Here is a 15,829-nt window from a genome sequence, read left to right as displayed (position 1 = left end):
TACTTAAGATTACGAATTCTGCCAATTTTCTTGCGATTTACTCGCATCAATGAACTGATTTTCTCATGGATCGCTCTTGTAGGTGACGCCGCTCAGCTGGGGGCCTCTTCTTCGTCATCCTGATCCGCCAAAATTTTGAATGCCGCCAACAAGGTTCTATAGTCGCAGAGGGGCATCCTCAATCGGGGATTGCCCCTCTGGATGATCTAGGAAGTCCGAAGAGATCGCAGGCCATTGAAATGACGAAACTGACACAAGAACAAATTGATGGTCAACTCGGCGATCTTGATCAGCAATTTCACATATTGTTGGACGCTCTCACGGATCAGAACCGCCGCGAGATCGGTCAAAAACTACGCGAGTTGAACGAAGCCAGATCGAAGCTATGGACTGATCGCACAACCGCACGACGTGAGAGACCACCCCGACAATTCACCGAGCAGGACTACCGGGAGATCCATTTGGCGTTGGATGCCCGTTTCCCTGATCGGGCAGCTTTTCGACTCGACGACCCGATTGCCGCCGGGCGAGCAATGGCTGATCGAGATTGGAAAATTGGGCAGGTCACGCACGTTATGGACGTAGATCAATGCACGGTGGCAGAAGCGATTAACAAAATTGACCAATTGAAGTTGTGGCCTCGTGACAAGTGAGGAGTCGCGAGGCTCCCAGAAATATGCGTCAGATCTCGGGATTGCGCGCGGTGCGCCGCCGTCGTTTTTCTGGTGCCGCAAACGAATTGATTAGTTTTAGCATCCAGCCTTCTTTAGCCAGCGACGAATTCGGCACCGGTTCAAAGCCCATCCTTTGTCGATAGTGTCGCATCAATGCACGCTTCCGACGCTCAAATTTTTTCTTGTTTTTGGCATCAACATTGCCTTCAAACTCGAGCGGGAACGCTTTCAGCATAATTGCCGACGTCAAATGTTTGCCACTGATGCGCTGAAGGTGATGTAGCAGTTCGTTAACAAGCGCCCAGACTGCGGAAATATCCTTCGATTTCTGGGCGTCGCTGACCAGTCGATTGAAGATGATGAGGTCGCCGTAGGCAAACGGCTTATCAGTCCAGCCCCATTGGCCTTCATCCTCACCACCCCACAACTTCGAAACGACATAAGCTGAGTTGTAGCTATCTTGAGAGATCATGTCACAGCAATTGAGGAACCCTTCAAGATTTGGGAAGTGCTCATCGTCAGGATGACTTCGCCAAACATGAAGGTTACCGACCGCGACCTGTCCGCGCTCCTGTTGACTAATAAGGAAAGAAACCGTACGGCTTAGGAAGCCAAAATCGGAACAAAACTCTCTCCTCAATCCACTGATCCACGCCCGCGCAGAGCAATCGCCGTGCGAGGCAGTCCAAGTCGGTTTTCGTGACGTGCTGGTTTCCAGAAATCGTTCATCGGAATATCTTTCGATTTTCGATGGCTCGATCATTAGCGCGGAGCTTTCTTCTTTCTTCCAGCGACGAGTGGCTTAGGTGGCCGCTCCTTCGGCGCGGGCTTTGCAAAGAGATCCGCCAGCTCAATTGAAAGCGCCTTAGCGAGCCGCTCCAGCAACTCGATTGTAGGGTTTTCTACTCCCCGCTCTACACCGCTGACATACGTCCGGTTTACATCGGCGTCGACGGCAAGCTGTTCCTGGGACAACTCGCGTCTAACGCGCCATCTCCGTAAGTTCCAAGCAAGCAGGCCTCGCGCATCCATGGCATGAAGCCAACACCTCGAAGCCTATAAAACCACATTCTATAGCCAACATATTTCTTGTGTCTGGAAATACACAGTCTATAGTCGACATCGAATACTCTTCTCCTCGGAGCGGCTATGAACCTCGACGACCGGCCGCGCGTGCTAACGCGAAAGGAAGCAGCCAAGGCGTTAGGTGTTTCCATCAACACACTCGACCGCGCGATCGCGCGTGGAGACCTGAAAGCGAAGAAGTACGGAGGGCGCGTGCTCTTGCTAACGAGTGAGCTGGAGAGGTTCTGGAGGGCGTTGCCTGAGCGGCAACCTAAGTCTGCAGAATAATATTGGCGTGCCAACCAATCTGAGTGCTATAGACGCCAATTTTTTGCTAAGTCATTGATTTTAAATCAAAAATCTTGGTCGGGGCAGCTGGATTCGAACCAACGACCTGCAGTACCCAAAACTGCCGCGCTACCAGGCTGCGCTATACCCCGATGTTCTCAAGGACCATTGTCCTGGAGGACCCGTCACTACACGGTCGCGGCCTCCGCAGCAAGACCGCGGCCCGGTCCGTGAAGCGGAGCCGACATGAAAACGGCCCCAGGAAGCGCCGTTCCGGGGGCCGTCAAATACCGTGGTCGCAGGAAGCATCCGCTCAGTGCGAGGACAATGCCGGCGAGCCCGTCTCGGGGTGGATCTCGGCCGCCATCATGCCCTTGGAGCCGGGCCCGTAGCGGACCAGCACCCATTGGCCGGGGCGCAGCTCGGTCATGCCGTAGCGGCGCAGGGTCTCCATGTGGACGAAAATGTCCGGGCTCCCTTCCCCGCAGGTCACGAAGCCGAAGCCGCGCAGCCGGTTGAACCACTTGACCTGGGCTCGCTCCAGCCCGCTGGTCGGCGTCACCGTCACATGGGTGCGCGGCGGCAGCATCTGCGCCGGATGGATCGCCGTCGACTCGTCCATCGAGACGATGCGGAACGCCTGGTAGCCCTTGGAGCGCTGCACGCACTCCACCACCAGGCGAGCACCTTCATAGGCGGTCTGGTAGCCGTCGCGCCTGAGCACCGTGACGTGCAGCAGCACGTCCGGCCAGCCATTGTCGGGAACGATGAAACCGTATCCCTTCGAGGCGTCGAACCATTTGATGACACCGCTGATTTCGACGAGGTTCTCGCCAAGACCGGTCATCGCATCGATTGCCGAGTCGCGCGCGACGCCGGTTTGATATTCCGCCCCGAGCCGGGTTGGTGTCGATACACCAACGACCGGCATCCCAAGCTTCTTGGACTCAAATCCGTCCGACCCCATAACCCCGGACCTCACATATGAATTGTGAGCCGCCACCCCTGCAACGGCGCCCTCATACACGTGCTCACCACCTATACCCACGATGAGTCACGCGAATCTCTCGAATCAAAGATAACATTCCCTCGTGCCGCGCATAGATAAAAATCGGTTTCAGTGAGGCATATGAACAGAGATGCCGACAAAAATGCATCAATTTCCGTTCAATTACGGACGAACGATCCGAGTACTTCGCCGATGTCGTGGTGGATAACAAGGTCTGCAACGTCGTCCTGATCGGTCGGTTCCCGGTTGATGATCACGAGTTGCGCGCCAGCCCGCTTTGCCATCAATGGAAAGCCCGCGGCCGGCCACACAACCAGCGATGAGCCGATCGCGACGAACAGATCGCAGTGCTGCGCGAGTTCGGTGGCACGCTGCATTTCATGCTCGGGCATCGACTGACCAAAGGATACCGTCGCCGTCTTCACCGGCTCCGCGCATTCGGGACAATCCGGCGCGGCACCGTCGGCCTCGAAGCGCTCGCGCACCCAGTTGAGCTCATAGCGCTGCCCGCATCCGATGCATCGCGCGTAGGTGGTGTTGCCGTGCAGTTCGATGACGTGATCCGGAGCGAAACCGGAGTCCTGGTGCAGGTTGTCGATGTTCTGAGTGATGACGGCCGGAATTTTCCCCGCACGGTAGAGCGACGAAAGCGCCAGATGGCCGCGGCCGGGCCGCGCCGCGGCAAACGTCTCCTGCATCGCGAAGCGCCGCCGCCAAGCCTCGTCCCGCGCCTCCTGGCTGGCGAGGAATTCGTCGAAATGGATCGGCCGGTTGCGCGTCCATAGACCGCCGGGAGAACGGAAATCCGGAATGCCCGTCTCGGTCGATAGTCCAGCGCCGGTGAAGGGCACGATCACACGCGCCGCAGCGATCATGTCTCCCAGGCGATTCACCCCGTCGTGCAGATCGGATGCAATCATCAGCGGCTGCCCCGAACCATGAGACCTCGCATCATCATTGTCCTCCCTTCATAGCACGACAAACTGGCTCCCGCCTCCAAGCGTGTCCGGCCCGGCTGCGTCGTCGTGCCACTCCGTCTCCACCGGAACCGGCCGTGAACGACGCGGCTACAAGCAAAACGAGTCGGATTGTTCCGTGTCTACCTGAAGACGTTGGCGCTGCTCGCCTCCCGCGGTCTGTCCCCGGCAAAACGCGCGGCCCGCCTGCAGCCGGGCCGTGCGTCCGCAATCACGCCTCAATCGGACATCCACATCGCGCCAGCGATTCGCCAGGAAGTTTGTCACGCGTCTCACGGCGAGGCTCGCCGGATAGCAACCGGAGCAGAGAGGATCCGTGAGGCAGAACGAGACGCAGGACGACCGCCGCGCGAAGGAGCGCGCCGACATCACCGCAAGGATTGCACGGTTCAAGTCGACCCAGGAGAAGTTCGCGCGCGAACGCGAGGAATATGCCCGCTCGGCGTGGAAGAAGGCGCAGCGCGGCGAGGCCGCGGAATAGCAGGGATGAAACGAGAGCCCGGAGGCTATCGCCATCCGGGCTCTCCTTCTCACGACTGACGTCTACCAGTGATGACGCCAGTGGTGGTAGCGATGATAGTACGGTCCGCCGTAATAGGCATACGGGCCGGGCGCGTAGACGTAACGCGGGCCGTAGTCATAGTAGTCGTAGCCCGGACCATAATAATAGGGATGCGACGCCGCGATCGCGCCGGCGGTCAGCGCGCCCGCCGCGAGGCCGAATGCGAGACCCGGACCAAGACCGCGCGCCTGTGCCGGCGCGGGTGCCGCCAATGCGGTGACGGCGACGGCACCCGCGGTCGCCAGAACTGCCCATGCCTTTCTCATGATCGATGTCCTCCAATTCCGATGCGTCCAAACAACGCAGATGCGGGGGAATTGGTTGCAGGCTGGTCGCCCCCCGCGCGCGGCGGGAACGGTAACGCTAGTCATGCGTTCACCGCTCTAGGGGGAGTCCGCGATGGCATCCTGGCTGGAACTTCTATTCAACATCATCGGCTATGGCGGCTTCGTCGTGCTTGCGTTCCTTCATCCCGGGACCGAGGCGGCCGGTACGGAAGACGGAGCGTATCTGGACCGCGACTGACGCCGAGCCGCGTGGCGATCACGCCGGAGGCTCATCCACAATCGATCCAACGCCTGTCCACAGCTCCCAGTCTGTGTCTTTTGGCTCCCGGATCAACGGCTTGCTGCGCAATATCCACCAGCTTGTCCCCGGCGCGCGCGACGACGCTGCCCGCTTGGGCGGAGGCCGCACGGGCCGGTCAATCTTCCCGGAAAAACCCTTGAACCTTCCTGCGGCACGCCGAGACAGATCAGTACTGGGGATTTCAGGGCCCAGTGCTCGAGGGTGGCGCCACGCGACGAAGATATTCCGTCGCGCTGGCGCTGCTGTCGTTTTCCGCTCTCCCCGCGCGAGACTTCGCGATCCGCGAACGCGACACTCAGGCCCGCTGCAGCCTACACATTCCGCAACGAAAGAGGCCCCCTTCTCAGGGGGCCTCTGACGTGATCACGACCGTGACTGACGGTCAGATCAGGCAACCGCGTCCTTGGCGGCCTTGACCGGGCGCGCGCGCACGATCTTGCGGGCCGGCTTGGCCTTGAACATCATCTCTTCGCCGGTGAAGGGGTTGGTGCCCTTGCGCGCCTTCACGGCGGGTTTCTTGACGACGACGAACTTGGCGAAGCCCGGCACCAGGAACACGCCGTTCTTCTTCAGCTCCTTGTGGCCGACGTCGGTGAGCGTCTCCATGACGTTCTTGACGTCGCGCTTGGACAGCTCGGTCGAGGTCGCAATCTTCTCGATCAGCTGCGACTTGGAAAGTTGGGTAGCCATCGTATCTCCTTGTGATTGGTACCGGTGAATGACGTGACGACTGCGCGGCTATCAGCGCATTGCTGCGCAGACTGGTCGGGGCATTCTGGCTGCATTGCACAGCCGGGACTTCAGTCGTCTGGTGGCGTATCACCCCGCGATTTTTCGGGATTCTCCTGCATTTCAAGGGGCCCCGAAGCACCCACAGCGGCGCCAAAATTCCAACGGAGCGCGCAGAAGTCAAGCTGCGATGGCGATCGAACGGAGCATGCGATTCATTTTCCCCTATATTTCCAGGCATTTTCGATGGTCCTGCGTGATTTTGGCCTCACATTGCAGGCGAAACACGCTGAAATCCCTGCATGCGGTCGCATCGCGCCCGTTCATCCCTGCCCCGAATCACCGCCAAAACAGCGATTCGCTGGCATACGGAGAGGCTCTCGCAACACCGCGCAGCCCCGTCGAATGCGTCGCCGCGCGCACTGCACATCCGCGCGAGCCGGCATCGCCGCAGCATCAGGCTCGATACACGGGCGCACGAATTGCTGCTATGGATCGGCGTCCGCAGGCGGCCGTTGAGCATCCGCTTCGAGTTCAGGGAGAGAAGAAACGATGCGTTATCTCCACACCATGCTGCGCGTGCGCAATCTCGACGCCGCGCTCAAATTCTATTCCGATGCGCTCGGCCTCAAGGAGGTGCGCCGGATCGACAACGACAAGGGTCGCTTCACGCTGGTGTTTCTCTGCGCACCCGAAGATGAACACCTGCTGAAGAGCCTGCCGCCGACGCGCGGCGCCCCGCTGGTCGAGCTCACCTACAATTGGGACGAGGAGAGCTATGGCGAGGACCGCTTCTTCGGCCATCTCGCCTATGAGGTCGACGACATCTACGCCACCTGCGACCGGCTGATGAAGCTCGGCATTACCATCAACCGGCCGCCGCGCGACGGCAACATGGCCTTCATCCGCTCGCCCGATCTGCACTCGATCGAGCTGTTGCAGAAGGGCGAGCCGAAGGCGCCGGCCGAGCCCTGGCTGTCGATGCCGAACACCGGACATTGGTGAGCTGTTCGCACTCCTCCACCTGCCGGAACATCGAGGCCATCCTCGCGTTGTCGCTCCGATTGATGGAGAGGATTCGAGGAGGCCGAGATGGGTCGAGGAATTCTACTGTGGTTGTTGGGCGTGCCGATTCCGGTGATCATTCTGCTGTGGCTGTTCTTCGGCCACTGATCGCCGCGCACGACGCGTTCGACGGAAAAGCCCCGCTTCGAGCGGGGCTTTTTGCGTAACATTCGCTAGCAATGCCGCTCGCCCAGACAGGAGCCGGACGTGTCCGCCGACAACAGACTGACGATCTGGGGCCGCCCCAATTCGGTGAACGTGCAGAAGGTGCTGTGGTGTCTCGCCGAGCTCGATGTCCCTTATGACCGTATCGACGCGGGCATGCAGTTCGGCCGCAACAACGAAGCGGATTATCTCGCGATGAATCCGAACGGCCGCATCCCGACGCTGGTCGAGGGCGATTTCGTGCTGTGGGAGAGCAACGCGATCATGCGCTATCTCTGCCTCGCCCATGGCGATGGCACGCCGCTTTATCCAACGACGCCGCGGCACCGCGCCGCGGTGGAGCGCTGGCTGGACTGGACGCTGTCGACGGTGCAGCCGATCGAGCGTCCGCTGTTCTGGGGATTGGTGCGAACGCCGGCGGAGCAGCGCGACATGGCCGCCTTGCAGAAGGCGGCCGACGACGCCGCGGCGATGTGGCGCATCCTCGACACGCATCTGGCCACGCGCAGCCATGTCGAGGCCGAGCGCTTCACGCTCGCCGACATCGCGCTCGGCGCCTATGCCCGGCGCTGGTTCGGAGTTGAAGGTGTCGTCAAGCCGGAGCTGCCGAGTCTCGCGCGCTGGTACGGGGAGATCGCGCGACGCCCGGCCTTCATCCGCCACATCGCGCCGCCGCTGTCGTGAGCACCTCAGCGGCTGGCCGAGGTGCCCATCTCGACGCGCAAGGCCCCGCCAACCTTCACGCAGGTATTGGTTCCCTCGACGCGTACGAAGTTGGCACCGTAAGACGCGCAGGGATTGTTGCTGGCGGCGCCTGAACGGAGTGCAGCCTTGTTGGGTCCAGCCGCCTTCGGCGCGGGAAGCGGTGGCGCAAGAAGCGATGATCCCGGCGAGCCGGCGGTTGCCACGGTCACGGCGGCCAGCGCCGCGATGGCGCCCAGGATGAGAGATCGACACATGCTGCTTGTTAGCGCGTCTGCCGCAGGGATGCGACAGCGACGTCTACTTGCCGATGAACTTGACGCCGACCGAGGCGCCGCGGCGCCACACCACCTGGCACTGGCGGCCCGTTCTTGCGTCGCGCGCGAAGGCGAGCCGGATGGTCGCCGGCAGCGCCGCCGCGTCCTGCAGGGTCAGCTTGGCGCCGGCGCTGGAAATGTCCTGAACCAGGCAATGGCGCACGGCGAACCCGCCATCCAGCGTGATCCACGCCGGCTGCTTCATCGATTTGCGGGCTTCCCGCTTCTTGGGCGCGGCCATCATCCTGCTCCTGCTTCGCCCGCTGCAGTACGGCAAGGACCCTAATGGACGGTTGACCGGACCACGTACTCGCCTGCGGTGCATGAGCGCAGACCTCACGCCGACCGCATCTCGACGCGGACCGTGGATTTCAAGATCGGGGGATGGGCAAGGAAAGCCGGCGCGGAGTGGCGCTCCCTAGCGGAATCGAACCGCTCTCTCCACCGTGAAAGGGTGGCGTCCTAACCGATAGACGAAGGGAGCAATACGCACGATGCCAGAGGGCACGAGGCCCTGGTGCCATCGCCGCTTGCACGTTTCGATAAAACCTTCAGCAAATCAGTCGCTTGAGGCGGTGACCTGCGAGGTCGGCTGAACCACCGACGGTGATTCCGTGCCGCGCGCCGAACGTATAGAGGCGTTTCGCCGGCCGGGCAAGCCACCCCTTGGCGGTCTTTCCGCGCTCCTCCGGCCATGCTCAACGCGCCGCAAACAGCGGGGAGATGCCGTCCGTGTCGATGTAGACCACGCCCTCCTCGACCTTGACCGGATATTGCGCCAGCGCGCTCTCCGGCGGGTGGAGCGGCGTACCGGTGAAAGCATCCCACGTCCAATTGTGCATGGGGCAACTGAGGACGCGGCCGTCGAAGCCGGCCTCCTCCATCGGCGCCGCCGTGTGCGGGCAGACGCCCTGGAACGCCTTGAGCTCGCCATTGTCGGGCCAGGCAAGGATGATGAGCTGGGCGTCGGCGATGACGAGGCGCATGCCGCCTTCGTCGATGGTGTCGGCCTTGCAGACGCGGGTGAACATTCGCTGGCCTCATGCTCCATTGCGACCATCGCAATCGAAGGACCACGAGCAAAACTCGTTCCGCGGACCGCGCTGTACCCCGCGAGCCCGACAAGACCGTGGCACCCTTCTTGCTGCCTGCCCTGCAGATCTGGTCGAACGAGCCGACGTGTCGCAAAGGCGACAGACCGCTCGGCGGCGAGTTGCGGCGGAGTGCGACATGACCGACATGACCGAGCTGAGAACACGCAAGGAGCCGCTCAATCTCGCCATCGTGCATGTCGATCCCGACGCCTTCATCGCCAACCTCATGGGCTGGCTCGAGATCACCGCCTTCATCAAGGCGCAGCGCGCTGGCGAGGCCACGGTGCCTGCAGACGGCAAGACACCCGCATTGTCGGCGGCGCAATTGCAGAACGGCGGCGTCCACGAGGTCGGCAACGACGCGCTGTTCGCCTTCGCGATGACGGCGTCGCTGAAGGGCGACAAGGCCGCGGTCGACAAGGTCGAGACCGCCTTGCTCGACGGCATGGGCAAGGATTTTCCCGGCTCGTTCGCGCTGTGGCACTTTCGCGCCACGATCGATGCACCGACCACGCTCGACGATTTCGTCGGCCAGGCCGGCAAGAAGATGCTGACGGGCGATCTGCCGCCGCCGCCACTGCGCGCCAAGGAATATTGGAGCGCCGGACTGCGCTTCTTCGAGAAGGCGCGCAAGTCGAACTTCGTCCACGAGATCATGTATCCGCTGGCGAAATGGACGCGGGCGCGCTGGACCGAGACGGCGGAGAAAGGCGTCGCCTTTCTGCATCACATCGAGGACAACGTCCCGGTGCTGCGCGAGGTGCTGGAGGAGCCGCGAAACGACCAGGCGTTCATCGCCAATGTCCTGCTGAGGCTCGCGCCCGCGGTCGATATGGAATTGAATGAGGAATATCAGGGGTTCCTGCGCTCGCTGGCGCGGCGCAACTGACGCAAGGGTGCGGTGTCAATTCCAGCTGACCCGCCCACGCAAAAAGGCCGGCGGGCGTTACGCCGCCGGCCTCTTGTCGCGACTGCCGGCTCCGGCCGTCCGGTTCCGTCGCATTCCTGGGGAATATGCGAACAGGGTCGCGCGATCTGGTTAATGATAGGTTAACGCACGTATACCGGAATAACCACGATCCTGAGCTCTACAACCATGATCCCGGGTTTGCGTTCCGGCCATGAAGCAGCGCGAGGACCATCGAACGGCGAGATCGGACAAGACCGTCAGCTCAGTTGCAAGGTGCGCTTCGTCTCACGGCGCAGCGCCTGCTCCTGGCAGCCCGACAGCCGGACGAGCTCCTGGGGATACATGTCGTAGCCGTGGCTGCCAAAGGCACTCTGCTGCGCCATCGGGACCTGCGCAGGCGTCCGGGCCGCGTCTGCCCCTCCCCCTGCATTCGACGAACCTCGGACCGGATTGAGCCCAGTGTTCAAAGCGGCCATAGCCAGCTCCGCGAAAGAGTGCCTGCCCCGACTGGAACTATAGTCCAGCAACCACGGGGCGCAATTGGGCAAAACGCCATCAGCCGGCGGTGGCGCGCGCCTGCTCCGCCTCCTGTTCCCAGCGCAGGATGGTCCGCTCGAGATTGTGGAACTTCTCGGCGACGTCGCCGTCGAACAGCGGGTCCTTGCGGTCGGACATGCGGGCATCGATATCGGCCCAGTCCTCCGCGCTCAGGGTGCGCAGCGCCGCGGGAAACAGCAGGGTCTCCTCCTTGCGCAGATGCTCGCGCTGGCTGTCGATGAACTGGTGCACGGCGGCATGAAAGCTTTCGCGCAGGATCTCCTGGTCCGACAGCACCGCGTTCACGGCGTCGGCAAAGCCGCGCAGCCGCCGCGCCTCGGTCTCGTGCTCGTCGTCGACGTCGCCATAGGCTGCGGCCGCGGCAGGGTCGCGCTCGCGCAGCTTGTCGAAGATCATCTCCTCCTTGGGATGATGACAGCGCTGCGGATAGTCCTCGAAATAGGCGATGATGCTTTGCAGGATGTCGTAGTCCGGCCGCCGATTGTGATCAAACAGCTCCAATTCGTGCTCGAGCACCGACAGAAGCTTCTCGAGATTCTCGTGCTCCTGCAGCAGCGCTTCGATGATCCTAGCCATGGCCGCCCTCGCCTGTGCGCCGGCCGGGCCCTGCCGAACCGGCATTTTCCCTGAACACAAAAGACTACGCCCGCGCGAGCGCGGGCGGCATTGCGGCAGATCAAACTGACTGGCCGATGTGATAGGTCAGCGGGACGGGCTCACTCCGCGGCCAGCGCCTGCGGCGCCCGCGCAAGGCCGAGCCGGTCCCAAACGTCGACCAGCGCCTCGGCCAGGGCGTCGATCAGGCCGTCATCATGGTAGGGCGATGGCGTGATCCGCAGCCGCTCCAGGCCGCGCGGCACGGTCGGATAGTTGATCGGCTGGATGTAGATGCCGTGCTCGGACAAGAGCAGGTCGGACGCCGTCTTGCACTTCTCGGGATCGCCGACATGCACCGGCACGATGTGCGTGTCGGACGGCATGACCGGCAGCCCGGCGGCGTTCAGCACGGCCTTGAGTCGGGCCGCCCGATCCTGGTGCCGGTCACGCTCCCACTGCGAGGTCTTGAGGTGGCGGATCGCGGCGGTCGCGGCGGCGCAGACCGGCGGCGGCAAGGCGGTGGTGAAGATGAAGCCCGGCGCATAGGAGCGGACGGCGTCGATCAGATTGGCATTGGCGGCGATGTAGCCGCCGAGGCAGCCATAGGCCTTGGCGAGCGTGCCTTCGAGGATGTCGATGCGGGCCATCGCGCCGTCGCGCTCGGCGATGCCGCCGCCGCGCGGGCCGTACATGCCGACCGCATGGACCTCGTCGACGTAAGTGAGCGCGCCATAACGCTCGGCGAGATCGCAGATCCGGTGCAAGGGCGCGACATCCCCATCCATCGAATACAGGCTCTCGCAGACGATCAGCTTGGGCCGGTCGGGATCGGCCGCCCGCAGCAGCTCCTCGAGATGGGCGAGGTCGTTATGCCGCCAGACCTGCTTCTCGCTCCCGGCCTTGCGGACACCCTCGATCATCGAATTGTGGTTGAGCGCGTCCGACAGCAGCAGGCAGTTCGGCAGCAGTTTTGCGATGGTCGAGATGCCGGTCTCGTTGGAGACGTAGCCCGAGGTGAACACCAGCGCCGCTTCCTTGCCGTGGAGATCGGCAAGCTCGCGCTCGAGCTCGATCAGCGGATGGTTGGTGCCGGCGATGTTGCGGGTGCCGCCGGCGCCGGTGCCCATGCGCGCGGCGACATCGACCATGGCGCCGATCACCTTCGGATGCTGGCCCATGCCGAGATAGTCATTGGAGCACCAGATCACGACGTCCTTCGGCCCCTCCGGCGAATGCCAGATTGCGCGGGGGAAACGGCCGGCGAGGCGCTCCAGATCGGCGAAGACGCGATAGCGCCGTTCCTGGTGCAACTGGTCGAGGGCACGCTCGAAATAGCTGTCGTAGTTCATCACCTGATCCGTCCTTCCCCTGCCCGCGTCCCGAACCTGCGTTCCGGCGCGCCCTTGGAGGCCTGTTCGGGGTCGGACCAAAGCGCAATCCGGCGCGTCCTTCGTTGATCCAGATCAGGGATCGCGCACGATGCCGGGCATCCGGATGCCGCTCGCCGCGGTCCGCGACGCCCCCCGGGAGGCGTTCAGGCGCGCAGCGGGTTCTCCGCATCGGCAACCTCGAGCCGCAGCGGCGCACCGGTGTCGAGGAAGGCAGACAGAGCTGCCTCGTACGGCGCGGGGTCGAGACCGCGCGCGGAGAGCCATTGCGGCTCGTAATAGGTTTGGCGATAGCGCTCCCCGGAATCGCAGATCAGCGTGACCAGTGAGCCGCTCTGTCCATCCTGCCGCATCTCGGCCGCCAGCCGGCACAGCGCCAGGAAATTGGTCCCGGTCGAGCCGCCGACCGGCCGGCGCAGCCGCCGCGTCAGCACGTTCATCGCCGCGACGGAGGCGGCATCCGGCACCTTCATCATGCGATCCACGACCCCCGGCACGAAGGATGGCTCGCAGCGCGGACGGCCGACGCCCTCGATCAGCGACGGCCGTTCGCACGTCCGGGCGCTGTCGCCGTTGCAGAAGGCGTCAAAGAACGCGGAATGCTCGACATCGGCGACGCACAGCCGCGTCGGGTGGCGGCGGTAGCGCAGATAGCGGCCGATCGTCGCCGACGTGCCGCCGGTGCCCGCGCCCATCACGATCCATTCCGGCAGCGGGCAGCGCTCGCCCTGCAGCTGGTTGAAGATCGACTCGGCGATGTTGTTGTTGCCGCGCCAATCGGTGGCACGTTCGGCGAACGTGAACTGGTCCATGTAATGGCCGCCGAGCCGGCTCGCGAGCGCAGCCGCCTCGGCATAGAGAAACCGGCCGTCATCGATGAGATGGCAGTTGCCGCCGTAATGCGTGATCGCGGCGATCTTCTCCGCCGAGGTGGTGCGCGGCATTACCGCGTAGAACGGCACGCCGATCATCTGCGCGAAATAGGCTTCCGATACCGCTGTCGACCCGGAGGAGGCCTCGACCACGGGCGTGCCTTCGCGGATGTGGCCGTTGCACAACGCATAGAGAAACAGCGATCGGGCCAGCCGATGCTTGAGGCTCCCGGTCGGATGGGTCGACTCGTCCTTCAGGTAGATGTCGATGCCCGCGAGCGCGGGCACGATCAGCCGGATCAAGTGCGTGTCGGCGGTCCGGCACTGGTCGGCCTCGATGGCCGCCACGGCGTCGTCGACCCAGCCACGGCGATAGCGTGGACCACGGGCTCTGTCGGAAGCTGACCAAGGCGGCGAATTCATCGCGGCAACCGACCATGATCCCTTCGCCACATCAAGCCCGCCCGGCCGCCCATGCCGAGCAAGCTGGGGGCAAATAGCGGTTCGGCGCCAGCCGCCGAGCCTTGGCGCCGCAACGGAGCGAACGGCTTCGCATTTGCATCAGCGGAAAACGCTCGCATCGCTTGCAACTCATGGAATGCACGCGTGAATTTCGGAAGAATCTTTTGAATGACGGCGGGAATGGTCAAATATTTGCACGCTTTTGCGACCAAGCTGGGCATCATCGAACGGCACGACCGAGTCGAGCCTGCATCACGGGCGACCCACGCCTGCTCCGAGGGGCACCATGAGAGTTCTTTCGATTGTTCTGGTTGCGTGCGCGATCAGTCAGGCCGCTCTCGCTGAAGGTCTGGAATGCCGGCGTGTGGCCGACCCGACGCCACGCTTGAGCTGCGTGGAAACGCCGACGACCGCCCAGGCGCCAACTACCTCCCGCACCGACGCCTGGACCCCGGTCGAGCCGCGCCAGGAGGCCCCGGTGCGCGGCGGCGAGGCGACGGCGCCGAGAACCTCCCGGCCCCGTTGAGGCCAGCCGGGCGGCAGCCGACCGCGGCTGCACTCGGCCCTGCGGCGGTCTCTCCCCAATCGAGCGCCAGGGCGCGGTTCTTTCCCTTGAAGGGCGGCTCATTCTGCCGACATGTAGATCTTGCCGTGCGGCCACGGACCGATGTCAAATCCACCCCCGCGCGGGCGGTGGAGGGCCGGTTCGGCTCCGCCGCATTGGATGATCGGAGACCATGGCTTACTTGCCATCGCAAATGAACCTGCTCGAAGCCCTCGCGACCGTGATCGGCACCGCGGCGATCGCTCCCGCGCTGCTGATCCTCTGGCTGGTGGTCGCCGCCGGTGACAATTCAGGCCCCCCGCTCAAGATCTGGACCGCCTTCCTGCTCGGGGCAGCCAGCGTGCTGCTGCTCGGCATTGTCAGGATGCCGTTCCAGCATGTCGGGCTGACATTGGAGAATCCCTGGATCGCCCAGGCGGTCCGGGCCCTGTTCGGCGTCGCCTTGCCGGAAGAGCTCGCCAAGGTCGCGGTGATCGCCGCGCTATGGTCGCGGCGCCGGCAGGTCGGCAACGCCATGGACACGGTGTTCTATGGCGCGGCCGTAGGCCTCGGCTTTGCTGCCTATGAAAATCTCGCTTACCTCGTCCAGCATGCCGAGATGTGGCGCTCGCTGGCGGTGCTGCGCAGCGTGCTCACCGTGCCGTTTCACGGCGCGCTCGGCATCATTGCCGGTGCCTATCTCGCGATCGCCCGCACCAGTACGGCGCTCGGCGCCAACCGCCACAATCGCGAAGGGGCACGGCTGTCGAGCTGGGCGCTGGTGCTGGCCGCTCCCGTGATGCTGCATGCGGCCTTCGACTATCCATTGCTGTTGCTGCAGCGGGCGTCGACGCTCGACACCGCCGCGCGCCTCTGGCTCGGCGGCGTCAGCGTGCTGATCGGGTTCTCCTCGATCGGCCTCGCCGTACGGCTGGTGCGCCGGGTCGCCCATCACCACACGCCCCGCACCGAGGTGGCGCGGGCAAGACTGAGCCAGCTGCGCAGGATGTGGGCGCTGCTGCTGCTCGGCGGCGCCGCCGGCTTCGTCGGGCTGGGATTCGTGCTGACCTCGATTCGGCATTGGCTGCTCAACCCCGACCGCAACGTCGCCGGCGTTCTGGTTCCGCTGGGCCTCACCGCGATCATCGTCGGGATGGCCCTTCTGATTGTCACGACGACGATCTATGTTTTCGGCCGCAACCGGATGCGGACGACGGCATAATCCCGGCCCCGCCGCGCCATCAGAGCAACGAAACGCGCATC

At 63.4% G+C, this 15,829-nt stretch carries 21 protein-coding genes and 2 tRNA genes; 8 read left to right on the top strand and 15 right to left on the bottom strand.

The features are described 5' to 3' along the window. Nucleotides 1-239 precede the first annotated feature (239 nt). A complete protein-coding gene (locus QX051_RS01070) occupies nt 240-653 on the top strand; it encodes a hypothetical protein (RefSeq protein WP_315774691.1) in 414 nt (137 codons plus the stop codon). Between the two features lie 28 nt (nt 654-681). Here the strand turns inward: QX051_RS01070 and QX051_RS01065 are convergent, their stop codons facing one another. Together QX051_RS01065 and QX051_RS01060 are read right to left on the bottom strand one after the other, a co-directional pair. Then, on the bottom strand, nt 682-1,437 hold the full coding sequence (locus QX051_RS01065) for a hypothetical protein (protein ID WP_315774690.1): 756 nt from the start codon (nt 1,435-1,437) through the stop codon (nt 682-684). Beyond that, the gene (locus tag QX051_RS01060; RefSeq protein WP_315774689.1) at nt 1,437-1,706 is read right to left on the bottom strand and encodes a helix-turn-helix transcriptional regulator; all 270 of its coding nucleotides are present in this window, start codon (nt 1,704-1,706) and stop codon (nt 1,437-1,439) included. The genes QX051_RS01065 and QX051_RS01060 overlap by 1 nt, the downstream gene beginning before the upstream one ends. A gap of 117 nt (nt 1,707-1,823) precedes the next feature. On the opposite strand from QX051_RS01060, the gene QX051_RS29440 reads away from it, so the two are divergent. Beyond that, on the top strand, nt 1,824-2,027 hold the full coding sequence (locus tag QX051_RS29440; RefSeq protein WP_409998054.1) for a helix-turn-helix domain-containing protein: 204 nt from the start codon (nt 1,824-1,826) through the stop codon (nt 2,025-2,027). A gap of 75 nt (nt 2,028-2,102) precedes the next feature. On the opposite strand, the gene QX051_RS01055 is transcribed toward QX051_RS29440, so the two are convergent. The 3 genes from QX051_RS01055 to QX051_RS01045 all read right to left on the bottom strand — a co-directional run bounded on the left by QX051_RS01055 (nt 2,103) and on the right by QX051_RS01045 (nt 3,956). After that, nucleotides 2,103-2,179 (bottom strand) — tRNA-Pro (locus QX051_RS01055). A gap of 161 nt (nt 2,180-2,340) precedes the next feature. Next, nucleotides 2,341-2,994 (bottom strand): cold-shock protein, encoded by a 654-nt coding sequence (locus QX051_RS01050; RefSeq protein WP_315737862.1) that lies wholly within the window; start codon nt 2,992-2,994, stop codon nt 2,341-2,343. Nucleotides 2,995-3,194: 200 nt separating this feature from the next. Further along, complete coding sequence (locus QX051_RS01045; RefSeq protein ID WP_315774688.1) at nt 3,195-3,956, bottom strand: SIR2 family NAD-dependent protein deacylase; 762 nt, start codon at nt 3,954-3,956, stop codon at nt 3,195-3,197. Between the two features lie 373 nt (nt 3,957-4,329). Between QX051_RS01045 and QX051_RS01040 the strand changes: the two genes are divergently transcribed. Then, nucleotides 4,330-4,494 (top strand): hypothetical protein, encoded by a 165-nt coding sequence (locus QX051_RS01040; RefSeq protein WP_315737860.1) that lies wholly within the window; start codon nt 4,330-4,332, stop codon nt 4,492-4,494. 62 nt (nt 4,495-4,556) lie between these two features. Here the strand turns inward: QX051_RS01040 and QX051_RS01035 are convergent, their stop codons facing one another. Then, complete coding sequence (locus tag QX051_RS01035; protein WP_315774687.1) at nt 4,557-4,841, bottom strand: hypothetical protein; 285 nt, start codon at nt 4,839-4,841, stop codon at nt 4,557-4,559. A 133-nt stretch (nt 4,842-4,974) separates the two neighbouring features. Here QX051_RS01035 and QX051_RS01030 point away from each other — a divergent pair, with 133 nt between their 5' ends. Continuing rightward, on the top strand, nt 4,975-5,100 hold the full coding sequence (locus tag QX051_RS01030; protein WP_315774686.1) for a hypothetical protein: 126 nt from the start codon (nt 4,975-4,977) through the stop codon (nt 5,098-5,100). 450 nt (nt 5,101-5,550) lie between these two features. On the opposite strand, the gene QX051_RS01025 is transcribed toward QX051_RS01030, so the two are convergent. Further along, nucleotides 5,551-5,853 carry an HU family DNA-binding protein gene (locus QX051_RS01025; protein ID WP_172109121.1) on the bottom strand — a complete coding sequence of 101 codons (303 nt, stop codon included), beginning with the start codon at nt 5,851-5,853 and terminating at the stop codon, nt 5,551-5,553. A 591-nt stretch (nt 5,854-6,444) separates the two neighbouring features. Here QX051_RS01025 and QX051_RS01020 point away from each other — a divergent pair. Next, on the top strand, nt 6,445-6,897 hold the full coding sequence (locus tag QX051_RS01020; protein WP_315737857.1) for a VOC family protein: 453 nt from the start codon (nt 6,445-6,447) through the stop codon (nt 6,895-6,897). Between the two features lie 267 nt (nt 6,898-7,164). Then, complete coding sequence (locus QX051_RS01015; protein WP_315737856.1) at nt 7,165-7,806, top strand: glutathione S-transferase family protein; 642 nt, start codon at nt 7,165-7,167, stop codon at nt 7,804-7,806. Nucleotides 7,807-7,811: 5 nt separating this feature from the next. Here QX051_RS01015 and QX051_RS01010 read toward each other — a convergent pair whose 3' ends face one another. The 4 genes from QX051_RS01010 to QX051_RS00995 all read right to left on the bottom strand — a co-directional run bounded on the left by QX051_RS01010 (nt 7,812) and on the right by QX051_RS00995 (nt 9,172). Continuing rightward, nucleotides 7,812-8,081 carry a porin gene (locus tag QX051_RS01010; RefSeq protein WP_315774685.1) on the bottom strand — a complete coding sequence of 90 codons (270 nt, stop codon included), beginning with the start codon at nt 8,079-8,081 and terminating at the stop codon, nt 7,812-7,814. 43 nt (nt 8,082-8,124) lie between these two features. Continuing rightward, nucleotides 8,125-8,382 (bottom strand): PilZ domain-containing protein, encoded by a 258-nt coding sequence (locus QX051_RS01005; protein ID WP_315712079.1) that lies wholly within the window; start codon nt 8,380-8,382, stop codon nt 8,125-8,127. Between the two features lie 168 nt (nt 8,383-8,550). Next, nucleotides 8,551-8,625, bottom strand: a tRNA-Glu gene (locus QX051_RS01000). Nucleotides 8,626-8,839: 214 nt separating this feature from the next. After that, nucleotides 8,840-9,172 (bottom strand): Rieske 2Fe-2S domain-containing protein, encoded by a 333-nt coding sequence (locus tag QX051_RS00995; RefSeq protein ID WP_315774683.1) that lies wholly within the window; start codon nt 9,170-9,172, stop codon nt 8,840-8,842. A 199-nt stretch (nt 9,173-9,371) separates the two neighbouring features. Between QX051_RS00995 and QX051_RS00990 the strand changes: the two genes are divergently transcribed. Continuing rightward, nucleotides 9,372-10,124, top strand: a complete 753-nt coding sequence (locus QX051_RS00990; RefSeq protein ID WP_315737853.1) for a hypothetical protein — start codon at nt 9,372-9,374, stop codon at nt 10,122-10,124. Between the two features lie 278 nt (nt 10,125-10,402). Here QX051_RS00990 and QX051_RS00985 read toward each other — a convergent pair whose 3' ends face one another. The 4 genes from QX051_RS00985 to QX051_RS00970 form a co-directional block, all read right to left on the bottom strand. Then, nucleotides 10,403-10,528: a hypothetical protein gene (locus QX051_RS00985; RefSeq protein ID WP_315737852.1), complete on the bottom strand. Its 126-nt coding sequence runs from the start codon at nt 10,526-10,528 to the stop codon at nt 10,403-10,405. Between the two features lie 172 nt (nt 10,529-10,700). After that, a complete protein-coding gene (locus QX051_RS00980) occupies nt 10,701-11,279 on the bottom strand; it encodes a hemerythrin domain-containing protein (RefSeq protein WP_315774681.1) in 579 nt (192 codons plus the stop codon). 140 nt (nt 11,280-11,419) lie between these two features. Further along, a complete protein-coding gene (gene hemA / locus QX051_RS00975) occupies nt 11,420-12,649 on the bottom strand; it encodes a 5-aminolevulinate synthase (protein ID WP_315737850.1) in 1,230 nt (409 codons plus the stop codon). A 185-nt stretch (nt 12,650-12,834) separates the two neighbouring features. Further along, complete coding sequence (locus tag QX051_RS00970; protein WP_315755545.1) at nt 12,835-13,983, bottom strand: PLP-dependent cysteine synthase family protein; 1,149 nt, start codon at nt 13,981-13,983, stop codon at nt 12,835-12,837. Nucleotides 13,984-14,759: 776 nt separating this feature from the next. Between QX051_RS00970 and QX051_RS00965 the strand changes: the two genes are divergently transcribed. Beyond that, nucleotides 14,760-15,788, top strand: a complete 1,029-nt coding sequence (locus QX051_RS00965; RefSeq protein WP_315737848.1) for a PrsW family intramembrane metalloprotease — start codon at nt 14,760-14,762, stop codon at nt 15,786-15,788. The last annotated feature ends 41 nt before the right edge of the window (nt 15,789-15,829 follow it).

This window comes from Bradyrhizobium sp. SZCCHNR1053, from assembly GCF_032381235.1.
Classification (GTDB): domain Bacteria; phylum Pseudomonadota; class Alphaproteobacteria; order Rhizobiales; family Xanthobacteraceae; genus Bradyrhizobium.
Note: the sequence above shows the minus strand (reverse complement) of the source record. Positions and strands in the feature narration are given on the sequence as shown.

Excerpts from the sequence above, each read along its gene's own strand:
- QX051_RS01070 (WP_315774691.1), top strand. The coding sequence starts at position 240 with ATGACGAAACTGACACAAGAACAAATTGATGGTCAACTCGGCGATCTT.
- QX051_RS01065 (WP_315774690.1), bottom strand. The coding sequence starts at position 1,437 with ATGATCGAGCCATCGAAAATCGAAAGATATTCCGATGAACGATTTCTG.
- QX051_RS01060 (WP_315774689.1), bottom strand. The coding sequence starts at position 1,706 with ATGGATGCGCGAGGCCTGCTTGCTTGGAACTTACGGAGATGGCGCGTT.
- QX051_RS29440 (WP_409998054.1), top strand. The coding sequence starts at position 1,824 with ATGAACCTCGACGACCGGCCGCGCGTGCTAACGCGAAAGGAAGCAGCC.
- QX051_RS01050 (WP_315737862.1), bottom strand. The coding sequence starts at position 2,994 with ATGGGGTCGGACGGATTTGAGTCCAAGAAGCTTGGGATGCCGGTCGTT.
- QX051_RS01045 (WP_315774688.1), bottom strand. The coding sequence starts at position 3,956 with ATGATTGCATCCGATCTGCACGACGGGGTGAATCGCCTGGGAGACATG.
- QX051_RS01035 (WP_315774687.1), bottom strand. The coding sequence starts at position 4,841 with ATGAGAAAGGCATGGGCAGTTCTGGCGACCGCGGGTGCCGTCGCCGTC.
- QX051_RS01030 (WP_315774686.1), top strand. The coding sequence starts at position 4,975 with ATGGCATCCTGGCTGGAACTTCTATTCAACATCATCGGCTATGGCGGC.
- QX051_RS01025 (WP_172109121.1), bottom strand. The coding sequence starts at position 5,853 with ATGGCTACCCAACTTTCCAAGTCGCAGCTGATCGAGAAGATTGCGACC.
- QX051_RS01020 (WP_315737857.1), top strand. The coding sequence starts at position 6,445 with ATGCGTTATCTCCACACCATGCTGCGCGTGCGCAATCTCGACGCCGCG.
- QX051_RS01010 (WP_315774685.1), bottom strand. The coding sequence starts at position 8,081 with ATGTGTCGATCTCTCATCCTGGGCGCCATCGCGGCGCTGGCCGCCGTG.
- QX051_RS01005 (WP_315712079.1), bottom strand. The coding sequence starts at position 8,382 with ATGGCCGCGCCCAAGAAGCGGGAAGCCCGCAAATCGATGAAGCAGCCG.
- QX051_RS00995 (WP_315774683.1), bottom strand. The coding sequence starts at position 9,172 with ATGTTCACCCGCGTCTGCAAGGCCGACACCATCGACGAAGGCGGCATG.
- QX051_RS00990 (WP_315737853.1), top strand. The coding sequence starts at position 9,372 with ATGACCGACATGACCGAGCTGAGAACACGCAAGGAGCCGCTCAATCTC.
- QX051_RS00985 (WP_315737852.1), bottom strand. The coding sequence starts at position 10,528 with ATGGCGCAGCAGAGTGCCTTTGGCAGCCACGGCTACGACATGTATCCC.
- QX051_RS00980 (WP_315774681.1), bottom strand. The coding sequence starts at position 11,279 with ATGGCTAGGATCATCGAAGCGCTGCTGCAGGAGCACGAGAATCTCGAG.
- hemA (WP_315737850.1), bottom strand. The coding sequence starts at position 12,649 with ATGAACTACGACAGCTATTTCGAGCGTGCCCTCGACCAGTTGCACCAG.
- QX051_RS00970 (WP_315755545.1), bottom strand. The coding sequence starts at position 13,983 with ATGAATTCGCCGCCTTGGTCAGCTTCCGACAGAGCCCGTGGTCCACGC.
- QX051_RS00965 (WP_315737848.1), top strand. The coding sequence starts at position 14,760 with ATGGCTTACTTGCCATCGCAAATGAACCTGCTCGAAGCCCTCGCGACC.